At 45.0% G+C, this 21248-nt stretch carries 24 protein-coding genes and 1 pseudogene; 15 read left to right on the forward strand and 10 right to left on the reverse strand.

Features of this window, described 5'->3' with window-relative positions; genetic code table 11:
• Positions 1-367 precede the first annotated feature (367 nt).
• Complete coding sequence (locus tag A7975_RS00225; RefSeq protein ID WP_065383785.1) at positions 368-1477, reverse strand: P-loop domain-containing protein; 1110 nt, start codon at positions 1475-1477, stop codon at positions 368-370.
• A 543-nt stretch (positions 1478-2020) separates the two neighbouring features.
• Here A7975_RS00225 and A7975_RS00230 point away from each other — a divergent pair.
• Positions 2021-2623, forward strand: coding sequence for an RNA polymerase sigma factor (locus tag A7975_RS00230; protein ID WP_065383786.1), 603 nt, complete (start codon positions 2021-2023; stop codon positions 2621-2623).
• On the forward strand, positions 2550-3869 hold the full coding sequence (locus tag A7975_RS00235) for a DUF4179 domain-containing protein (protein ID WP_065383787.1): 1320 nt from the start codon (positions 2550-2552) through the stop codon (positions 3867-3869). The genes A7975_RS00230 and A7975_RS00235 overlap by 74 nt, the downstream gene beginning before the upstream one ends.
• Here A7975_RS00235 and A7975_RS00240 read toward each other — a convergent pair.
• Positions 3859-4755, reverse strand: a complete 897-nt coding sequence (locus A7975_RS00240) for an AraC family transcriptional regulator (protein WP_065383788.1) — start codon at positions 4753-4755, stop codon at positions 3859-3861. The two genes, A7975_RS00235 and A7975_RS00240, sit on opposite strands and share 11 nt — an antisense overlap.
• Positions 4756-4802: 47 nt before the next feature.
• The gene (locus tag A7975_RS00245) at positions 4803-5579 is read right to left on the reverse strand and encodes a phytanoyl-CoA dioxygenase family protein (protein WP_053375212.1); all 777 of its coding nucleotides are present in this window, start codon (positions 5577-5579) and stop codon (positions 4803-4805) included.
• 308 nt (positions 5580-5887) lie between these two features.
• Between A7975_RS00245 and A7975_RS00250 the strand changes: the two genes are divergently transcribed.
• A complete protein-coding gene (locus A7975_RS00250; protein ID WP_065383789.1) occupies positions 5888-6328 on the forward strand; it encodes a hypothetical protein in 441 nt (146 codons plus the stop codon).
• Between the two features lie 34 nt (positions 6329-6362).
• Here the strand turns inward: A7975_RS00250 and A7975_RS00255 are convergent, their stop codons facing one another.
• Entirely contained in the window at positions 6363-6560 is a 198-nt protein-coding gene (locus A7975_RS00255; RefSeq protein WP_065383790.1) for a hypothetical protein, read from the reverse strand.
• Positions 6561-6872: 312 nt separating this feature from the next.
• On the opposite strand from A7975_RS00255, the gene A7975_RS00260 reads away from it, so the two are divergent.
• Positions 6873-7322, forward strand: coding sequence for a hypothetical protein (locus A7975_RS00260; RefSeq protein ID WP_065383791.1), 450 nt, complete (start codon positions 6873-6875; stop codon positions 7320-7322).
• Between the two features lie 40 nt (positions 7323-7362).
• Here the strand turns inward: A7975_RS00260 and A7975_RS00265 are convergent, their stop codons facing one another.
• The 3 genes from A7975_RS00265 to A7975_RS00275 form a co-directional block, all read right to left on the reverse strand.
• The gene (locus A7975_RS00265; RefSeq protein WP_141680169.1) at positions 7363-8238 is read right to left on the reverse strand and encodes a sialidase family protein; all 876 of its coding nucleotides are present in this window, start codon (positions 8236-8238) and stop codon (positions 7363-7365) included.
• A 637-nt stretch (positions 8239-8875) separates the two neighbouring features.
• The gene (locus A7975_RS00270) at positions 8876-9328 is read right to left on the reverse strand and encodes a hypothetical protein (protein WP_065383793.1); all 453 of its coding nucleotides are present in this window, start codon (positions 9326-9328) and stop codon (positions 8876-8878) included.
• A gap of 55 nt (positions 9329-9383) precedes the next feature.
• Positions 9384-9839: a hypothetical protein gene (locus A7975_RS00275; protein ID WP_065383794.1), complete on the reverse strand. Its 456-nt coding sequence runs from the start codon at positions 9837-9839 to the stop codon at positions 9384-9386.
• 487 nt (positions 9840-10326) lie between these two features.
• Here A7975_RS00275 and A7975_RS00280 point away from each other — a divergent pair, with 487 nt between their 5' ends.
• The 11 genes and pseudogenes from A7975_RS00280 (at position 10327) to A7975_RS00320 (ending at position 17319) form a co-directional block, all read left to right on the forward strand.
• The gene (locus A7975_RS00280) at positions 10327-10626 is read left to right on the forward strand and encodes a hypothetical protein (RefSeq protein WP_053375220.1); all 300 of its coding nucleotides are present in this window, start codon (positions 10327-10329) and stop codon (positions 10624-10626) included.
• Positions 10627-10893: 267 nt separating this feature from the next.
• Positions 10894-11292 (forward strand): RrF2 family transcriptional regulator, encoded by a 399-nt coding sequence (locus A7975_RS00285; RefSeq protein WP_053375221.1) that lies wholly within the window; start codon positions 10894-10896, stop codon positions 11290-11292.
• A 113-nt stretch (positions 11293-11405) separates the two neighbouring features.
• The gene (locus tag A7975_RS00290) at positions 11406-12095 is read left to right on the forward strand and encodes an antibiotic biosynthesis monooxygenase family protein (RefSeq protein WP_053375222.1); all 690 of its coding nucleotides are present in this window, start codon (positions 11406-11408) and stop codon (positions 12093-12095) included.
• Positions 12096-12303: 208 nt separating this feature from the next.
• Positions 12304-12438, forward strand: a pseudogene (locus A7975_RS35310) (nitroreductase family protein); the annotation flags it as partial.
• Positions 12435-12653 carry a nitroreductase family protein gene (locus tag A7975_RS35315; RefSeq protein WP_331459269.1) on the forward strand — a complete coding sequence of 73 codons (219 nt, stop codon included), beginning with the start codon at positions 12435-12437 and terminating at the stop codon, positions 12651-12653. The pseudogene A7975_RS35310 and the gene A7975_RS35315, both read left to right, overlap by 4 nt.
• Before the next feature lie 129 nt (positions 12654-12782).
• Entirely contained in the window at positions 12783-13271 is a 489-nt protein-coding gene (locus A7975_RS00295) for a DUF2798 domain-containing protein (RefSeq protein ID WP_053375223.1), read from the forward strand.
• Between the two features lie 141 nt (positions 13272-13412).
• Positions 13413-14546: an MFS transporter gene (locus A7975_RS00300; RefSeq protein ID WP_065383795.1), complete on the forward strand. Its 1134-nt coding sequence runs from the start codon at positions 13413-13415 to the stop codon at positions 14544-14546.
• Between the two features lie 196 nt (positions 14547-14742).
• Positions 14743-15117: a VOC family protein gene (locus tag A7975_RS00305; protein WP_065383796.1), complete on the forward strand. Its 375-nt coding sequence runs from the start codon at positions 14743-14745 to the stop codon at positions 15115-15117.
• Positions 15118-15186: 69 nt separating this feature from the next.
• Complete coding sequence (locus tag A7975_RS00310; RefSeq protein ID WP_065383797.1) at positions 15187-15681, forward strand: shikimate kinase; 495 nt, start codon at positions 15187-15189, stop codon at positions 15679-15681.
• 88 nt (positions 15682-15769) lie between these two features.
• Entirely contained in the window at positions 15770-16138 is a 369-nt protein-coding gene (locus A7975_RS33915) for a hypothetical protein (protein WP_082197906.1), read from the forward strand.
• 194 nt (positions 16139-16332) lie between these two features.
• On the forward strand, positions 16333-17319 hold the full coding sequence (locus A7975_RS00320) for an aldo/keto reductase (RefSeq protein ID WP_053375228.1): 987 nt from the start codon (positions 16333-16335) through the stop codon (positions 17317-17319).
• A gap of 156 nt (positions 17320-17475) precedes the next feature.
• Here A7975_RS00320 and A7975_RS00325 read toward each other — a convergent pair whose 3' ends face one another.
• The 3 genes from A7975_RS00325 to pdxR form a co-directional block, all read right to left on the reverse strand.
• Positions 17476-18822 carry a vWA domain-containing protein gene (locus A7975_RS00325; protein WP_065383798.1) on the reverse strand — a complete coding sequence of 449 codons (1347 nt, stop codon included), beginning with the start codon at positions 18820-18822 and terminating at the stop codon, positions 17476-17478.
• Between the two features lie 212 nt (positions 18823-19034).
• The gene (locus A7975_RS00330) at positions 19035-19604 is read right to left on the reverse strand and encodes a YdeI/OmpD-associated family protein (protein WP_053375230.1); all 570 of its coding nucleotides are present in this window, start codon (positions 19602-19604) and stop codon (positions 19035-19037) included.
• 108 nt (positions 19605-19712) lie between these two features.
• Positions 19713-21170: a MocR-like pyridoxine biosynthesis transcription factor PdxR gene (gene pdxR, locus A7975_RS00335; RefSeq protein WP_065383799.1), complete on the reverse strand. Its 1458-nt coding sequence runs from the start codon at positions 21168-21170 to the stop codon at positions 19713-19715.
• Between the last annotated feature and the right edge of the window lie 78 nt (positions 21171-21248).

Here is a 21248-nt window from a genome sequence, read left to right on the forward strand (position 1 = left end):
AAGTTGGTAACCGAAATCATACAGGCGAGCACAACCCACCAACGGGTAGTTGGACCTTGATGTAGATGCAGGGCCATATCTACAAAACATAACGAATTAGCCCAATAATGTAACAAGAGTGCGCGATAGCATGTAACTAGGCTGTAGATTGTTTAATGTAACGACCACGTGCTGATGTATCGGTTAGGTGAGGGTGGGTTCGGGGACTTGTTTAATTTGTAGTAGAAGAGAGGCAGTTGGCATATAGCTGAGCTGTCTCTTTTTTTTACGTCAAGAAGCGGAAAAAGAAAAGCTGTCCAGTCGCCAACCATGGCAAAAGGACAGCTATATTGCTCACAGAGCCTGCTCTGAGGATGGGTCGGCGTATTTACTTTATCGGCTGCTGTGGGGCGAGCAGCTCATTTAATTTTGAATGTAGCTGCAATCGGAGTGCCTCTACGACCGAAAAATTCGTTGCCGCTACATAGAAGGCCTTAATTTGAGAATCAATCGCTTCAGCTACAGCCAGATAGGAGGTGGCCTCCTTCATTTTCGCAGAGTAGCGTTCTTTAATAGCGGCTAATTCGGCAGCATATGCTTCATCGGTGCCTTGGGACATCGTGAGCGTATACATATCCAAAATTTCATCCCCGTCTCGATCAGGGAAGTATTCATGAGGGGCGGTGCTGTCGAATATAGCTGTGCTGAGCTGTGGGAAAATTAACATATCAAGGCTGTTTGGATCAAAGCCGCAATGAAACACTTGAACATCGATTCCATTCTGTTCAGCAGCGGAAGCAAGTTTTTTGAGCAGTGTCGATTTTCCGGAGCCTGGTCTTCCTTTGATGAAAATCCGCCTCTCCAGCTCAGCGGTCAAGCTTTGAATAAAATCGAATGCGCCCTTGGGAGTGGCGGCCCCGAAAAACAAGTGTCGCCCAATTGTTTCTGCGTCGTTTTCATGGCCAGCGTAAAGCTGTTGGATCAATTGCTGTGCAATCTGGTCTGCCTTCAAGAAATCCATGCTTTCTATATAATATTTTTCCCATTCGTCATGAATCCGTAATGCTGTCAAGAACGTTTCATATGTTTTTGTATAAGCATCAACAAGCTTGCCTCTAAGGTCTTCGATCGTTCTTAGATGCTCCGGTTTCATATGGCTATTGTCTAGCGCTTCCCCGAAGTTGATAAAGACGATTTCACCAGCCTCATTATCCGGAATCCCCTCGCAGACTCGCCCATCGACAACACCAACCTTCAATTCTGTTGCAATGATGCCATCCAGTTCGCCCGGACGAAGAGGGGAGTGGAAGTATTGTACGTGCTGGCCTTTTTCCGCCAGGCTATCCGCCAAGCTGCGAATGACCGTCGATTTTCCCGTACCAGGGGGACCTGTAAGAACGAATATTGTATTCAGTCCTTGTAGGGTGGATTTATACAAGAAATGGGCGCCGTGTGCGGTGTTGCCGCGGGCAAAGTAGTGAGATGATTTTTCACTCAACCTGAAACACTCCTTTGTGCCTATTCGCAATTCGCAAAATTTGCAGGTTCCGCGAAGTTGGTCAGAATAAGCATACGTGGGATAAATGCCTATGCTTCTGTATATTCCAAGCGGTGCTTAGAAGTGTTTCTTTGTTTATCAATTCCGAGAAATTTATCCTCCAAATTATACGGTTCGATAAAGGCGCCCCCACGGATTCCAAGGGTGAACGACTCTTAGTGAAACTCCTGCGCGATATCTACGCGACGACTAGATGATGAATGGTAATGTTTTTAAAACGTTGATTTTGCTAGTCCGGTGCTTTAAACTTCATAGTAGAGCGACCTTCTGACTGGCTTTTTAGGGGAAGCAGATTTAGCTCCTCCATAAAACATTTTACAATTAAATTCAGATTATGCCAGGTTAAGATGGATTATAGACCATATTCTCCGCAACTTCCTAGGGATAGAAAAAATCCCTGTGACTTAGTTGTGGAGATTTTTTTTGTGCAAAATGAACTTTAATGACCTCTGCGGTCTCTTATCTATGAAAAGGGGTGAGAACATGAATATAAGCCGTCTGGTCAAACAAGCCAAAAAAGGCAACAAGGAAGCTTTATTACAACTAATCATAGCCGATCAAGATGCTTATTACCGTCTTGCCTACAGCTACATGAAAAATGAGCATGACGCGATGGATGCAATGGAAGACATGATTGTTACGCTTTATGAAAAGCTGGATCAACTGCATAAGGGCGAAGCCTTCTACAGTTGGAGCAAAACCATTCTCGTCAATCGTTGCAAAAAAATACTCCGAATTAAGGAAAGATTTCTTCCACTGGGAGACGAGGGGGAACCATCGCTTGCTGCATTAACTGACGATAATCCGTATCACTATACAGAGTCTGATATGGACATGCAGGTGCTGCTCTCTCATCTGAATGAACGGCAGCGGGAGGCGATCGAGCTTCGTTACGTGCATGATCTTCCGTACCAGACGATTGCGGACATGACCGGTGCACCGGTTGGCACAATCAAATCCAGAATATCGCAAGGCATACAAAAACTGAAAGTCATGATCGGAGGTGATCGTTATGAAAACGATCGAGGAGAGATTACAGGGGCACAAACAGACCTTAAATATCGTACAGGCACCGTCAGAACTTGAGGGCAGACTTCGAAATGCGCTTGAGCGTGTCCCTACTAAGAAAAGAAACATGAGTAGAGCGATGACATGGGTTGCAACATCAGCTGCAGCGCTCCTTCTGATTGTCGGAACTTATCAATATCCTGCTTTTGCTTATTTCGGAGGTAAGTTATTTAATAAAATCGAGCTGTCTTCTCTAAGCTTTGCTGAAGTGGCGGAGCAAGGATACGGACAAACGGTCAACAAAAGCAAAACGCTTGATGACGGCACCGTCATTACCATTAACGGGGTTATAGCGGACGACAACGCATTGCTAATGTATTACACCATTGATCGAACCGCGGGCTCCGTATTAACTGAAAATGGTTCATTTCGTTACGACGTAGGTAAATTGCATGGATTATTGACTAATTCAGGTTTCAAAGAAGGAAGTGGCGGTTATAGCAAAGACGAGACCCAGTACGAGGGAGTATATAAATTCGAGCCGGTTAGTCCCTTCTCCAGAACATTAACCGTTACATTCAGTGAATGGCTAGAAAATGGAAAACGGGCAACATATCCGATCTCCTTCAAGTTTGAAGCGAATAAAGCGATGAACAGTTTGCTTAAAGAGGACATTTCGAAATCCGTTCCTGTTGATCAGGGGACTGTCCATTATGACTCCATTACGGCTTCGCCGACTTCAACCATCGTGAAGGGACATTATGAAATGGATGATGAGGGATACCCAAGATTTCCAGGTAAAACAAAGCTTTATGTGAACGGAACAGAAGTGGAATCATGGGGAATGCGTTCGTACAATCCCTCTAAAAAGGGATTCCCTAGATTTGAACTTGAATTTGATGTGCTTCCAACAGACAAGATCGAGACCGTTGAACTTGTACTCGAAAATTTCTCCGGATATCAGAAAGTAGAAGAACCCATCTCCCTAGCCTCGCCATCGGATCTATCTATTAAAATTGGCGATGAGAAGCTTTGGATTCGAAGCGTCACAAAAACCGATACAGGCTATGATATCGTGATCGCCAGAAAACAATTTACAATTTTGGATAGGGAAAATGTATCCGTTCAAGCTGGTGGTATCGTAGTTCCCGTATCATCAATTTCCCAATCACGCCCGTGGGATCTGAAAAACGGTAACATCCTATGGGAGCAGACGTATTCTTTTCACACAACGGAGGAACCGGAAAGCTTGCTGCTGGACGGATTTCACTATATTAAAACCTACGACAAGACCATATCTATTCCTCTGGATATCAAAAAATAAAATCATACGTTTGTTTCTTGCGCAGTTGACCGGGGGTAACCCCGGTCTTTTTTTTGAATTGCTTATTGAAGAAGCTGAGGTCGTCGAACCCGACATTCTGCGCAATTGTGGCGATTTTGTCGTCGGTGTCCAGGATGGCTTCCTGGGCAATATTCAAACGGATCTCATTGCGATATTCGATAAAGGTTCTCCCTGTGTACATCTTGAATTTGGAAGAGAACACAGACGCGCTCATGCCGCATATATGGCTAATTTGCTCGAGCGTGAGAGGTTGGGCATAATGGCGGTGGATGAAATCGACGATCATCTGAAGACCTTGTTCGTCGGGAAAGGCTTCTTTGGGACGCCCCATCTGTTGATAGTAACGGCTTAAAGAGATAAACAGCTGGATCATGGATGTCTTGATCATCGTCTGGTAGCCTAGACTCCGGATGTTCTGCTCTGCGATCAGTTTGTCCAAAATGCTGCCGATCTCGAGCTGCTGGCTCGTTCGCAGACTGAGCCGCGATACGAATCGTGCATTGTTGCGGAGGAAGGGCTCGACATAAAAAAAGTCGACGAAGGGCGTAACCGAAGACATTGTAATCAGCTCGTTCTTGAGCAGAGAAGGCATGAATAAGACGTTGCATATAACGAGTTTCCCGGCAGACCCGACCCTGTAGGCATGCACCATATCGGGCTCAATTAGGAACACGTCGCCAGCGCGTATGGCATAATAGTCCCCATGGTTATAGCTGTGCTCGCCAGAGCCTTCCGACACGTACGCCAACTCTGTAAATTCGTGGGAGTGCTCGGCTATCGCCTCGCCCGGCGCAATGACGTAATATCCGGCGTAAAAGGGAAAGTCGGGGTTGTCGAAATATTGCTTGCTCAAGATCCGGGTCATAGGCTTCACTTCATTTCCGAAGAAGTTTGCATGTCGCGGTCTGCCGGTTATTTGGCCAGCAGGGGCAACGTTCCTGCTTTGATTTTATCATTGATTTCTAACCCCAGTCCATCAGTGGCAATATGATTCTTCCCGTTATAGGTCGTTCCGTCCGGCATGTAGATGATTGCCAGCACGCGGCGGGGCTTATCCGACTGATTGGAGTGGGCATAGTGGAAAGTCTGCCCGTGATGGAACGTGCAGCTGCCCTTCTTCAACGGAACGACGACCGGTTTCACATGCTCCATCTCCGTACCGGTGACAAAATCGAAAATATTTTGCGGGTTAACGAGGTCGATGCCAGTTAATTTGCCAACTTTGTGCGAGCCGGGGATGAACATCATGCAACCGTTCCTCTCGTCGACGTCGTCGACTGTGATCCACGCGGAGAGCGCGCCGGGCTCGTTCATCGGCCAATAGGGCAGGTCCTGATGCCAGGGAGTTGGCTTGGAATCGTGTGGCATTTTCCAGAGGGCATGGTCATGGAACAGGCGAATGCCGCTCGCGCCGGAAAGGTCCTTGGCCGCTTGGGCGATTCTGGCGTGCAGCGAATATTTAGCCATGATGCCGTGGTCACGCCAAACGTTGACCTTCTGGTTAAGCACCTTGTAATAAGAGCCGGTGCTGACATCGGTGGCAATGGAGAGCTGAGAGCGATCCACCATCGCTTCTTCCATCGCTTCTGCGAGCTCCGCAACCTCTTCCGGGCTGAGGATATTGTCCACCTGAACGAATCCGTTCTTCTGATAAAATGCAATCTGTTCTTGCGTTACGACATGAGTCATCCACCATCAACCTTTCGATTTTTATGGACTTAGCTTATCACGCCGACTCGGCTTGCTCTTGGGGGATCTTATCCGTTATTAGGTCAATCTTCTCTGGGACAGATTACCGGTGGCTTAAGCAGTCCGGAGCCGAATCCGGAAATTTACAGAGGTTGAAAAAAATGCTAAATAGCCGCTCTATAACTGGATCGTTAAGCGGAAGGGGCAGGAATGTTCAATCATTTCGCGAATATTCCAAGATAAAATATTTTTGCTAAATTCGAAAATGAATGTGGTGATGATTCAAGTAAGTAGGGAGGCGTTGAAGGATGAGAAGGTTTTGGCAGCTCTGTTGCATTCCAATTGCTATTTTGATGGTTTTGAGTGCCTGTGCCAATCGGAACATTACAGCGGAAGATGTTCAAAAAGGGTTGCAACAACAAGGCTTGGAAGTTACTAAAATAAATGCGGGTATCGCGGAGCAAGGCGTAGAATCTTCTTTGCAGCTTAACGGCGTATTTCCTGATGCCTTCGAGCTTACGCTTCCTACGGCAGATATGGCGAATCGTGAGTTTGTTTTCATATATCAGTATACTTCTGAGGAAGAAAGTAAGTCAGCCAACCAATCAGGGGGGATATCATCATTGCGTATGGTTGACCTGCATCCCAACATTCGCCAAAAGAAAAACGTCGTAGTTATCTATTGGTCACATAACAAACAAAATCCACTCATGATAAACCCGTTCACTAAAGCGATGAACAAACTTTAAGCGTCTCGTTGAAATCGAAAAATATAATAGTTACTTATTTTAGTAAAACATTATAAGATCCATTAATAAATAAAATCAAGTCGCCAATGGCACCAATCCCAAAAAACATAAAATAATAACTCGCAATAGTGATTTCCTTATTAAACAGCTCTTTAAATGCCTGAACGAACAATTGATTAAACTTAAACCAACTTAATACCCAAGCGATAATAAGAAAACTTACAATCATCATTTCTTGTCCCCCGCTCTAAAAAAGATGAGTTTGATGCCTTCTTAAATGTATCATAAAAGCCCTCCTTATGGTGTTGCTTCAAGAAAAAACAGAGCTTATTAGATTAAAATAGGAAAGGGACTATAATGAACGATAATCGTACTCGTAAAAGGGTTGTATTTATTATACTGCTAGTCGTACTGTTGGTGGCGCTCGTTATCGAGCTTAAGAATCGCGGGGTGAAAAAGGAAAAATGATCAGTTCCTAGAAGCCAGTTACTATGTAGATCCGGAATCACAGAAATTTATAAAGATCATCTTTAATTGGCGATTAATGGCCATTGATGATGGCAGTGCAGCTAAGGCCAATGAGTATAAGGAATTAAAATATACGATTATCAAAGATTCTAATCGTCTAATAGGTACTTCCCAGATCATGAATGTAAGTGCAGACGCTGATGAGATAGCCGCCTATCGGGGTAAACTGTTGACGTGGTTTGGTGCTCCCCTTTATGAAACGAATCAAAATGATGATGCATTCACGTATCTATTTGAAGCTAGTGATCACGCAAATCACAAATGGCTGTTTACGGCTTATCAGGGACCATCTGGATTCGCGATTGGCGGCAATCCTACACAGAAAGATAGCAAAGCTGCAGCAGTTGCATTTGTAGAAGATCTGAGCACAATGGCTCCAGCTGACTTTGAACATTCTTTAATGAACCGTGACGACACAACCAACATTACATATGGCTGTAAAAATAAGAAATGCTATTCGAAATAAAAAAGGGAGCGAGAACTTAATCCCATTCCCGATTGTTAGGCTATAAGTTTGAAATAATATTTTGGACATCGTTGATCATTCCTGTCCAAACCGTAATCTGTCTGTCGGGGTATTTGAATGCCACGTCAATATAGTCTCCTAATGAAGTGCAAGGTTCCCCATAACTCGGGTCTGCATTGGGATCAAACGAAGTGTCTGAGAGTCGCGTATTAGGGGCAAAAGTGGCGCCTGCATCGCCCGAAGTCGTGCCAAAAACATCAAGCATGCTGGAGTCGACACGATTCGTGTAATACACAATTTGGATTAGGCCCGTAGTACGTGAAACCGCAATATTCGGATAAAAATTTTGCGTACCGGCGGGGCTGTCATCCACTTGAATCGGCGTCGACCAAGTATTTCCTTTATCTGTTGACCTTGCAATGTAGATGTGCGAAGATCCTGTCTGATAGCCTTGCCAAACGGCGTATATGATTCCTTGACCAAGGTTGGGTGAAATATCTACCGCTAGGAAGGCGCTCGTCAACACCCGGAAAGCGAATCCCGGTACGGGAAGTGGACTTGGTACGAGGGAAATATTCGAAACCACAACAATCGGATTAAAGGTAGCACCTCCATCATCTGATCGGCGAAAGAGAAATTGTGGATTGCCTGGAGCATACTGCGCCCATGCTACATAGACCTCTCCCGTTGGTCCAATCGCGACATTCGTGCCGAACACGGCAGTCCCTGTCGTTTGATTGGACAGAAGAATGGGTATCGACCACGTTTGCCCTAGATCGAGAGAACGTTGATAATAAGTGCCAGAAGTAGCGAAATTATCATAGTACCTTGTAAACCCAACATGTGCGAGGCCCAGATAAGGGCTTCCGTTAGAATTATCGAGTTGAATAAAAGGCTTATCATTATATATTTGCACGCCAAAGCCCTCACATTGATTCTGGAGGTTCCTGTTGCAATACTGCTTGATGTAACAATGACTGTTTAAAGTATTAACGGTTATGGAAGGTTCTTGCTGTGACAATGTTCCCATAGTAACCGGTATATTCGTCAAATGGACGTCCCTCCTTAAAATGGATTTTATTAAACGGAGAAAAACAACTTGACGCCTGCAAATTGCATGCCCAAGTTGTTTTCCTTTTTCATCCTAGAACTTGCCCAGTAAGATTGACCGGTCCCGTAATGGCCACGTTTCCAAGGCCAAAATAGGAAACGGTCAAATAATAGGGAACGGCCACCCCGATCAAAGTCGGATCCGGTACTTGCGTATGGGTGAATGAAGTATTGAATGTAGTCTGAATGATTAAGCCAAGATTTCCAGGAAACAGCTCGGAGTCAGTCGTTTGGAATACGATAGGATCTGCTGGACTGAAACCTCCCGTGCGAATGCGAAAAGTTAGCTGCGGAGTTACAGCCTGATTGAGAAGCTGTACCGCCCAACCGATATTTCCCCAAAATTGAAGCTGGTTCGTTGCGCTTGTGGCTGTCAGCCATATCGAAAATACTTGGCATAGGCCGATTCCTCGCTTTTGCTAACGTACAACGGAGAGTTTCCTTTAACCGAGAATCATGCCTGTGAGATTGACAGGACCGATAATAGCAACATCTCCGATGCCAATATGTTGAACGGTCAAATAATACTGCTGATAACTCCCCACGATCGATGGGCTGGGATTCTCCGAATGATCAAATGAAGTATTAAAGTTAATTGGCATAATAAATTGCTGGAAATCCGGTAAATACTGCGAATCTTGCGTCTGATAGACAATAGGGGAGCTTGTCCCCGGCCCTCCGCGGCGAATCCGAAAGACGAGTTTAGGGATAATGGTTTGATTCAGCAGCTGTACCTCCCATCCCACGGTAGCAGACAATAAGATGTCGATATTCGTGCTGGATATATTGAGGAATATGGAAGTTAACGCAAGTTCGGTGCCTGGGGTCAAATTTAAAGGAAGCGCTCCTGTGCCGATAGGGATTTCTTCCTTGTCAAAATCAAGGATATTGAGCATTCAAATCACAGCTCCTCTGTAGTAAACTATTGATTTCCTAAGGTGTATCCATCAATCATCCCAATACAAAACCGGTTAAATTGACGGGACCGACAATGGAAGCATTGCCAACGCCTATATTTTGAACCGTTAAGAAATATTGCTGCGCTACTCCAATGACAGACATCGGAGGGAGCTCAGTATGATCAAATGCTGTAGTCATACCAATGTTCATACTGATGGCTGTGTTCCCAATCAACAAAGCAGAATCCGATGTTTGAAATACAATGGGGGAATTAGTTCCAAAGCCGCCGCGTCGAATACGGAAGATAAGCTCGGGAGCAATAGTCATAGTGGTGACTTGTGCTTGCCAGCCAACCGTAGAGTACATGAAGATATATTGATTAGAGCCGGTGACACTAAGCCATATTTCTGTTAACGGTAATTCGGAAGCCCCTGCATTTACAGCTAAGGGCAAAGACCCTCCTCCGATAGGAACTTCTTCGAATTCGAAATCAAGGATATTTAACATGAGCGACATCTCCTTTTTTATGATTCTGGCCTTCATGGCTTGTCCGATCATAGTGACGGGTCCAACAATCGATACTCTCCCGAGAGCATTGGACTCATTACCAGTTTCGTTCAGATAGCTCCTTTCAGTTGAAATCTACTACTCTACCACTATATTCAAGCCCGTTTTAAAAGAAATGTGCAAAAACCCCGATGCAAAAGTACATTTTGCTTCGAGGTTGAGATGGAATTTTAGAAATTGGGATGAAAGTATATTGAAAATTGATAGTTTCGCTCCAATAGGATGTGGATCAGCGATAAGGTATTTGATCCAATCGACCGAAATAAAATAGCAGCTTTATCAAATTGCAGCTCATACACGTTAAATCTCTCGCCCTGCATACCGCACCAAAACGGGAGGCCATCGCCTTCCATGTCAATCGTACAGGCAGGATTGTTTCTCTGCGAATACAATAAGGTGTATTCCAAAACAGGAAGGGGTAATTATTGTGAATCGTAATAACTACTATAATATGAACAATATGAATAACGTAGGCGGCGTAAATGAAGCTGAGTTTTGTCCCAATTGTCCAACTCAGACGATCTATGATCCTCCAATTACACAGTACGAGGACTACTACCATCCGCAGCTTGTGAATGTCGTTCAAAATATTGAAACGATAAAACAACATCATTGTTGTCCTGTCTACAAGCAGCATTACACGTATACGGAAAAAAATGTTATGGTTTCGAGCGTGAAGCGAGTAAAACTTGCTAAAACATCTGCCAAGAAACGTTCGAAAAAATAGTCCTTTTATTGATTAAAAAGACCCGTAAGAGTGGACAATTCGCAAATGAAGTCCCCATCTTACGGGTTTTTAGTGTGCGTTTACTTTAAAGCCGCAGGTAAGGTAGACGCCTTTTCCATAAACCACTGTTTTTGCGGACGGGTTATCCCCAGTCCAGCTCATCTTTTGTCCGTTTACCGTTTTTGAAATCATATCCCGCTATAAAAGTTGCCTTTAACAAAAATTAGAGTTAATATGGATTCGCAGAATCTTTAATGGAGGTGCTGAATGAAGTATTCCCAGGCGACCGACTACGCGCTTCATGCGATGCTCTATCTAGTAACAGCGGAGACAGATAAGCCTGTTGGCGTTCAAGTGCTTGCTGAGAAGCTGGGCGTTTCGCCAACCTATCTGTCCAAGATGATGACCAAGCTTGTAAAGGCCGGATTGATTCAGTCCGCGCCCGGCGCAAACGGTGGATATCGACTAAGACGGAAGCAGGAGGATATCTCCTTTCTTGATGTCATCCGTGCGATCGAAGGGACAGCGTCCTTCTTCGAATGCAGCCTGGACCACGGAAGCGAATGTCTAATCCAGCAGGTTGTGCTAGACGCCGAACGTCAGATGGAGCAGTACCTAGAGAATAAAAAAATAGCGGATTTAGCGAAATTACTCAAGACGGTGTAAGGATCCGTCCTTATTTTTTATATCTCAAAAAGGTGAAAGTAGAGAGAAAAGTGAGCTAGTTATGTGAGTCATTCGCATGAAAATACAGCCATCCATGAAGCCGAGGAGGAGTTATGTTTTCTGTCATTTTTGAAGTTCATCCTAAAGGTGAACAATGGGATGCTTATCTTGGAAGCGCAAAGATGCTTAGGCCAGAGTTAGATCTAGTGGAAGGCTTTATTGACAATACTCGGTATCGAAGCCTTACTCGTGAAGGATGGATTTTATCGCTTTCGAGCTGGCGGGATGAGAAATCGGTTGTCCGTTGGCGTACTCGAATGAGTCATCATGAGGTCCAAAAAAAAGGACGATCTGAAATTTTATTGGATTATCATTTGCGGGTTGGCCAAATTACAATAGATACCCGAATCCCAGCAGGATATGCCTTGCATGAGCAGCGTTTGGACGAGACTGAGGTCGGCGAGGGTACGACCGTTACGTTGATCGAAGCAAAACGGTCTGCTGAATGGCTGAAAGAAATGACCGTCGAACAAATAAGGGAATATTTAGGACTTGCTCAAGAGTATGCTGGAATAATCGCTTGGGACATTTTCGATGCTGTTTTTGCTTCGGGAGATATTGTTCTCCTTGTAACGTGGCTTGATCATTCCTTTGCAGAAACCTTCGAGAACAACGTCATTTTGAAAGAAGCAGTACGACTTCGCCGCGTTCGAGTGATACGAGATTATGGCATGTTTGATCGGCGTGAGGCACCGCAGTACTATCCAGATGCCGAAGGTGCTAAGACGCTTCATAATGAATAAATCGATAACAAATAGGTAAAACAAATAAAAGCATAACCCCGTCAAGCAGATCATGAAAATGACATTCTATGAAGCGGCTTTTTTCCGGTATTTTATCGGGGAGAAGCCGCTTTTTTTTGATGCGGGTCTATGACGGCGGCAGACCTTCTAATGATTATTCGCGAAGCTTTGCCTGAAAACGATAATAATGATGGAGATGATGTAAACAATGACAGTAACTGATTTAATTAGATCCCGCAGAAATATTCGATCATTTAAGTCTGAGCCAATTAGCGAAAACGATTTGTTGGCTTGGCTGGAAACGGCTAGTTATGCGCCTAATCATCGTTTTAACGAACCTTGGGTTCCTGTTTTGTCCAAAATTTTTTAATCGCTGCTCATGAATTAGGAGTCGGAGTCTTTTGGGCTTCTTGGGGGGCTTTGCCTCATAATCGCCTCATTCTCGGTGTGCCGGATGATTACGATGTTGTTGGTGTATTTGGTATTGGCTATCCGCCGGAAGTTCCGGCTGCCAAGCCAAGAACGTCGATTGCTTCTAAGATTACTTACTTGTCCTAACACATATGCTTAGCGAATAATGGGGAGTATCTCTCGTTTCCATCGACAAAATGTTCACAAACTTTTCACTTATGAGGAGGCATCCATTATCTTTATAATAACAAAGGTAACTAGAGAGGATGATGGAAATTGCCAACAACGAAGAAAGAAAATTTTTATTTTGGGCTGATGATGTGTTTTGGGATGGTCGTAGCGATGACAACTTATAATTTATTTACAAACGGCTTGATTGGCAAAATATCGCTGAATGGATTAATTTTTCAATTTATTTTCGGCTTTATTACTGCTTTATTGTTGGAATTATTTATTGTGGGCCCAGTAGCAAAAAAAATAGCTTTATCATTACCGTATGATAAATCTAAGAAGGTATTAATGATTTTATCGATTTCTTTTTTTATGGTAATTGGAATGGTTCTCTGTATGTCTCTTTATGGATTATCGAATGCTTACTTTTCTGGCAGTTTGAGCGGAGACTCCTTAATTGAAAGTTATTTTTCAATGGTTTTCAAAAATTTCATTTTCGCTCTCCCTCTGCAACTCATCATTATGGGACCGCTTATGCGTTACTTATTTGATAAGTTCGTTAAAGATAAAAGAATGATGAAATCCTTAAGTTGAATCAATTAAAAGAGACGTTAGAGTGTAGGAGCAGCTTGCCTAAGGCAACTGCTCCTTTCTTGCGATTCCTCTTGACTTGGAGTTAACTCCAAATGTAATAATAGCGTTGATATGATCAGTCACAAAAGGAGGAAATGAAACATGGATCGCCTATGGACGAAGTCCTTCACTCTAATGACTATAGGAAACCTATTCTTGTTTAACGCATTTTATATGCTGTATCCGACGCTCCCGCTTTTCATCAAACAGATGGGCGGCAATGAATCGCAGGTCGGTCTGGCGATGGGCGCGTTTATGTTGTCTGCCGTTATTTTTCGGCCGATCGTCGGCGGGCTGCTAGACCGGTTCGGCAGGCGTCCGTTTCTCGTCGGTGGTCTGCTTCTCTTCATCCTGGCGATGTATATGTATAATTGGGTCGGGGGAATAGTCGTTCTGATGGGGCTCAGAATTTTGCACGGGATGAGTTGGGCCGTTTCCACGACCGCAACGATGACGGCGATTACGGATATGATCCCGCCCACCCGACGCGGCGAGGGAATGGGGTGGTTTAGTACATCTATGACGCTAGCCATGGCAGTCGGCCCGATGTTTGGCATCTGGGTTACTCAAAACCGGTCGTACAGCGATTTGTTTCTCATCGCCGTCGTCCTCTCTGCGGGAGCGCTGCTCCTGATGTTAGGTGCAAAAATGCCTTTCCGACCGAATCCTAGCGCTAGAAAAATCGAATTGTTCGAAAAATCGGTCTTGCCCGTTGCGGCATCGGTCTTTTTTCTGTTTATCGCTTATGGCGGCATTACTACCTTTGTTCCGCTGTTCGCTGATTCAATCCAGGTCAATTCCGGCGCGTTTTTTCTAGCCTTTGCTGCAACGCTTGCGCTCAGCCGTCCTATTTCGGGTAAGCTTTCTGATCGGTTCGGAGAGGTTTTTGTCATTATGCCGGCACTTGTGATGACCATTTGTGCATTGATTGTCTTGAGCCTCTCGACCGGTTTGATTGGTGTGCTAGTATCGGCGGTTCTATATGGTATCGGCTTCGGCTCCGCGCAACCGGCCCTTCAAGCGGCAACGATACGTCTAGCCCGTCCGGACCGGATTGGGGTTGCCAACGCCTCTATATCGACTGCCAATGACCTTGGCATCGGGCTAGGTGCGATCATGTTAGGCTGGGTTTCCCAATACATGAGCTACCAAGCATTATTCACGGTCAGCGCCGTGTCGGTAGGGCTTTCCTTGCTGCTGTTCGCTTTGTTTGTGAAACGGTTGTTGAAAAACTAATCCAATAATTTTTATGAACCATCTACTTTAATCACCTTTATGACTCTATAATCATGTTTTTATGAAAAATTTCTTTACAAAGAAACGTACATTCGTTAGTCTGAAAATGGGTTTAATTACCATCTCTGGTGAAGGAACGACTTGATTTTCACGTCCGCCTCTTCATTAAAGATAAGGTGAAAAGAGGAGGTTCTTTATGGGGAAGTTTATAAGCCACGTACAGATTCCAGTAACAAACTTGGTCGAAGCAGCCGCATGGTATAGTACTTATCTCGATTGTACGTTGCATGCTAATTTCGGTGAACTTGCTATTATCAGCTTTAAAGAGGATAAAACGAATATCTTTTTATGGCAGACTTCAGATGGAAGCTCATCCACGTTTACCGTTAACGGTGAACCGTTCCCTACGATCGGATTTCAGGTTGATGACATGGATGCGCTTTGCAAAAAGATATCAGAAGCCGGCGTAAAGGTACATGGTGACCCACTAGCGCCACCAGTAGAGGAAGGGCGAAGATTTTTGAAATTTTTTGATCCTGATGGCAATTTGTTGGTTGCGCATACCGCCTAATGAGTGTTGGTCTTCGTTTACACCGATCATCTTCTGCAAAATATAGACATTACAAAAGCGAGGAATAATATGAATATCGTTCTTATAGGTATGTCTGGAGCTGGTAAAAGCACTTTAGGTGTGTTGCTTGCAAAGGCTTTAGGAATGGATTACGTGGATACAGATATTGTTATACAACAACATGAAGGTAGGTTGTTGCAAGCTATCATTGATCATGATGGCATTGAAAAATTTATGGAAGTCGAAGAAAAAATAGTGTCAGAATTGCAACTGAAAAATTGCATTATATCTACAGGCGGAAGCGTTATCTATTCCGAAAAAGCGATGAATGCCCTTAAACAGGAGGGAAAGATTATTTATTTACATGTCCACTATGAAGAAATAAAAAAGAGGCTGCTAAACATAACAACCAGAGGGATTGTGATGAAGAAAGGAAATAGCCTTAAGGACGTTTACGAGGAAAGAGTTCCGCTATATTTAAAGTATTGCGATAAAACGTTTGACTGCTCAAATAAGGATATAGAACATTGTGTCAGTGAAATCATAGAGAAATACATACGATAGTCCAAGAGCAGCCTGAAAAAAGTACAACGGATACACGGTAATTTACTCAGCAGCCATCCTGCAGAATCATTGGAGGCTATCGCCTTCCATGTCAATCGTACAGGCCGGATTGCCATCCTGCGAATACAATAAGGTGTATTCCAAAAATGGGAAGGGGATAATTATTGTGAGCCGTAATAACTACTATAACATGAACAATGTAGGCGGCATAAATGACGCTGAGTTTTGTCCCGATTGTCCAACGCAGACGATCTATGATCCTCCAATTACGCAATACGAGGACTACTACCATCCGCAGCTTGTGAATGTCGTTCAAAATATTGAAACGGTAAAGCAGCATCATTGCTGCCCTGTTTATAAGCACTATTACACGCATACGGAGAAAAACGTAATGGTTTCGAGCGTGAACCGCGGGAAACATGCAAAAATATCTTCCAAGAAACGTTCGAAAAAATAGTTTTTTAATCGATATATTGACCTGTAAGAACGGACGCTTCGAATGAAGCCGTTATCTTACGGGTCTTTCATTTTGATTATGCATCTAGCTCTAATTACGAAAAATAATGCATAAACGCTTGACTTAGAGTTAACTCCAAGAAGTAAACTACAGCTGAAGGAAACCATATCGATTTGAAAGTGAGGAACAATGAAATGGAATATGTGAAACTCGGAAATACAGGGTTGGATGTTTCCCGGCTTTGCCTTGGCTGTATGAGCTTTGGCGTAGCGGAGCGGTGGGTTCATCCTTGGGTACTTGATGAAGAGCGCAGCCGTCCAATTATAAAAAAAGCATTGGACCTTGGCATTAATTTTTTTGATACGGCGAATGTATATGCAGACGGAACAAGCGAAGAAATGGTTGGCCAAGCTTTAAAGGATTATGCCAAACGTGATGAAATCGTCCTCGCGACAAAGGTTCATTTCCGTATGCATCAAGGTCCCAATGGTGCTGGACTTTCCCGAAAGGCAATCATGAGCGAAATAGATAAGAGCCTTAAGAGACTGGGTACGGATTATGTTGACCTCTATCAAATCCATCGCTGGGATTACAATACTCCCATTGAAGAAACGATGGAAGCCTTGCATGATGTTGTGAAGGCTGGGAAGGCAAGATACATAGGCGCTTCTGCCATGCACGCATGGCAGTTCCTAAAGGCATTGCACGTTGCCGAGAAAAATGGGTGGACCCGATTTGTATCGATGCAGAATCATTTAAACCTCATATACCGTGAAGAAGAAAGAGAGATGCTTCCTCTCTGTAAGGAAGAGAAAATCGGCGTGATTCCTTACAGCCCTCTCGCTTCAGGAAGGTTGACGCGTGATTGGTCGGAAACAACACACCGTTTCGAAACCGACCAAGTTCAAAAATCTAAATACGATGCAACTGCAAATACTGACCGATTAATCGTAGAGCGGGTTGCAGCAATCGCAGAAAAACGTGGCGTTCCCCGCGCTCAAATTGCGCTTGCCTGGTTGTTGCAGAAAGAACCGGTAACAGCTCCGATTATCGGTGCTACGAAAATGTCCCATCTCGAGGATGCGGTAGCAGCTCTAGCTATTACATTAACGCAAGAGGAAATTGCGTCGCTGGAAGAGCCGTATGTTCCTCATCCGGTAGTTGGCCCTGTTATGCAATGACGGTTTGATATAGGGAACGGCAAGAACGCCTTGCTTTTGTAGAAACAAATCGGGCGAGGACATCGAAAGATTTTTTTTTATGCAAAATAAATAAAAGCCATGGGCGCAGACCATAGTTGATCGGCGCTCATGGCTTTCTTCATGTCCTGCAGCCTGTTAGGGGCTGATGATCCCTTTGGCTCGTGCGTCTTTTAGCCACTGCGGGTATTCGTCAAATAAGCGGTCGTACAGATCCTCGTCACTTACCTTGTCCAAATCATCGAGCGCAAAAAAATCGGCGTTATCGAGCACGCGCCCCCGCAAATCATCGAGCTTGCGCAGCACTCCGAAATCGGCATTACCGAGGCCGACAAATTGCCAAAATATATTTTGGCCGGAGCTGTCAATAAGCAGCTTGGAAATTTTTTGAGTCTCATAGATGCCGCCGTCGCTGAAGAAAACAACATAGGTTGGCATGCTTGAAGGCTCTTCTTTCGTATATTTCTTGATAATATCCGCCATGACGACAGGCTCATTGTTTCCTGCGCCAAGGCCTCCGAATAAGCGAGGGACGGGATATGTATTTTTGACGTAATTCTCATATTCATTTTCATTGACGCTTTTCATCCTTTGGCTCTTGGAGGCAAAGAACCAGACATCCATCATGCCATCGTCATCCATACTGGCGGCTACCGCGAGCACCCGCTCGAATGCGCGCTGCACAACGCCGCTCTCGTAGAGTCCATACATGGAGCCGGAGGCATCAAATATAACAGCTACGCGCGCTTTTTCCTGCTCGATATTTTTTTTGCGGAGCGAAATAGACACCTTTTGCTTCAGCAAATCGATTTTGTTTAAGTTGATTTTGGTTGGCGCGGCGCTTGCTGAGGCACTCGCTGCCTCGGAGCGGGAAGCTTCGATGACTGAGGAAGCATTTGCGCGCGCCTGTTCAGCTTGAACCGACGGAGCTGCTGGGGAGGGGCTGCTGCTGGTGTCCTCTTCATCGGCAACGTTTACGCCGTGAGCTTCCGCAAGCGGCTTCAATCCGCCATGGAATCCCCGTCCCACCGCGCGAAGCTTGAACCCGCTTGAATGACGGTACAACTCGGCCAGCACTAGCGAGGTTTCAGCATTTCCTTCCGTTATTTCATAGACAACCTCATTCACCGGGGTTGCGGCAGTGATCCGGCACCCGCTTACATCTGCGAACGTTCCCGGTCCATCAAGGGTAATTGCAAATACGCATTTTTGAATCGGAGACGATTGCAGGGCTGAAAGATTGATCATAAATTCACTGTTCAGTTTATCTTGTGGGTTGAATTGCACGATGCGGCCGGGATCGGACGGCTGGTTATAAAATACGAAATAATCATCCGAGGATACTTTGCCGTCAGAGCCTACCATAAAGCAGCTGACGTCGAGCTCAGCTGGTGATTGCTTGCAGGAAACGGTAATTTTCACCGTGGACGCCTCACCTAGCGGAGCATTTGCGCCCGTTATTAATTGAATTGTAGAAGAACTCATACATTCACTCTCCTTGTCTCATTTTGAGATTTGAAGGGATAACCTGTATATTATGGAAACCCTACACTGTAATGGTTGAATTATATCATAGGATCGAATAGAGGACTATTTTGCTAGGGGGTATGAATTTAAAGATTCATATAGGGGATAAAACGATCGGCATTGCAATAGGTTCTTGGAATAAGAGGCAGGCTTTCGGGAAACAGCGCATCTTAATAATCTAGAAGGCGTCCATTATCATGCCATTGACCGTACATTTTATTTTCTTTCGTGTTCGTTAAAAATTTGTCTAATCTACTCTTAAATAATTCCGGCTGATTTTTTATGCTTTGTATCGTATCGATCCGAACTCTTTGATAGAGAGCTGGAAATGCCACGAAATTCTCATATCGTTGCCTATCCTCTTTTAGCCCTTGCTCGATAACGCGATCTATTTTAAAAGAATCGTGACCCATGTCAGGAAGCGCCTTTCTTCCTTCGTCTCTCATTAACCCCAGCTTTTCGAGGCGGCGGACACGTTCTTTATTCAATTCTGTCCATGAACTTTTTTTGCTTCTAGGAGACAGCCTCTGCGCCAGCTCCGTCTCAGATATTTTCTTTTTGACCCCATCGATCCATCCAACGCACAAAGATTCTTCGACCGCGTCCAAATAAAGCAACGTATCGGGGTTTGGGGTCATGCTGACGACTACCCAACAAGCTTTTTCAGTCCTACTATTTTCCTGTAGCCAAATCCTCAAATCTTCTCTCGAGTTTACTGCAAGTAGATTTTCAATTTCCATCGATAAAATACATTCTCCTCTCTAGGTATGGCGAGTAATTATATTCATTTGTTTATAATAACAAAAGAAGTATGACAACAGTCTGTCATACATATCCGCCTTATTCAACTAGCCAAGCCGATTCCAAACCTCGCTCATCCTCTCAATCCCCATTGTCAAATCATCGTCCGTGAGGTGAGAGAAGCCGAGGCTTATGCCTATCCTATCGCGGATTGACCGATCTCGCGCCCACTCGACGCCTGCTTCCCGGCAAGCCTTTTCGTATGCTTCATACTGCTCATGAGTCGCTGTCCACCATCCGAATAGATGCAGGCCCGCATCGCCCTCAATCCAGCGGATCGGAACAGGCAGTCGTTTCAAGGCGTCGCGCAAAAGAGTGAATTTGTGGCTGTAGCTTCGCTTCATTCGTCGCAGATGCCTTTCGTAAAGGCCGCTGCTCATGAACGCGGCTAATGCGCGCTGCTCTAGAATCGCGCTTGGATGCGGCTCATATAGCGCTTTCGCTCTAGCAAAGGGCTGGGCTAAAACAGCCGGCAGCACAACAAAGCCAAGCCTTATATCCGTCATCATCGTTTTGGAAAAAGTGCCTGTGTATAGCACAAGCTCACCCGATTTGTCCAAGCTTTTGAACGTCTCGATCGGCTTGCCCCGATGACGGAATTCACTGTCGTATTCATCCTCGACGATAAATGCGTTTTGTTCGGCAGCCCATAAGAGCAGCTGCTGCCTTCGCTCCATGCTCAGCACCGCTCCCGTCGGGTATTGGCGATTGGGGGTGACGAACAGCAGCTTGGCATCCCAAGGTTGCGGAACCAGTCCTTGGTCATCAACCGCGCCTTCAATCAGCTTTGCACCTGCTGCAAGCACCGCTGCCTGAATCCCGCGATAACCGGGGCTTTCCGCTACGACTGCATCCCCGTGGCCAGTTAAAAGCTGCGTCAACAGGGCAATTGCTTGCATCGATCCGTTTACGATCGCGATTTGTTCCGCATCCGTTACAATCCCCCGGCTGCGCTGCAAATGTTTGGCGATGGCTTCGCGAAGCGCCTGCACGCCAAGCGGCTTATGGGCATCGACGCTTGTTTTTTCCGTCATCGTTCTTGCTTCTTCATACAGGCATCGATTCCAAGCTTCCTTCGAGAACGGGCTCATGCCAGTTATCCCGAGTTGAAAAGATACCGTCCCGGAAGAGTTGGACGCCCCCTGAATACGGCTTTGTGCTTCCTGCCCCCATATGGCCGGATTTGCAAGCCGATCTCCCCAGTTAGACAATCGCACTTCTCTTTTGGCAGAAGGCAGAACTGACGTATGTGCAGGCTGAAAACTGACGTAAGTGCCGCTGCCGACTACAGGAGCAACATACCCTTCCGCCGTGAGCGCCTCAAGCACATTCGAGACCGTACCGCGTGAAAATCCATGCATCCGCGCCAGTTCCCGACTGGAGGGCAGCCTATCCCCATGAGCCAGCTTTCCTTCCATCATCATATCCCGCAGCGCATGATACAAAATCTCATACTTGGTCGTGTAACGCTTTATATACGGCTCCAAGGCTATATAAATAGGCATGAAAGCTCACCTGCCTTTACTAAAGTGGTCTAATGAAATTGATCCGAAATGGATCTATTACCGATCCGATATCCGTCT

Origin of the sequence: Bacillus sp. FJAT-26390, assembly GCF_001682865.1 — a bacterium.
GTDB lineage: Bacteria > Bacillota > Bacilli > Paenibacillales > Paenibacillaceae > Pristimantibacillus.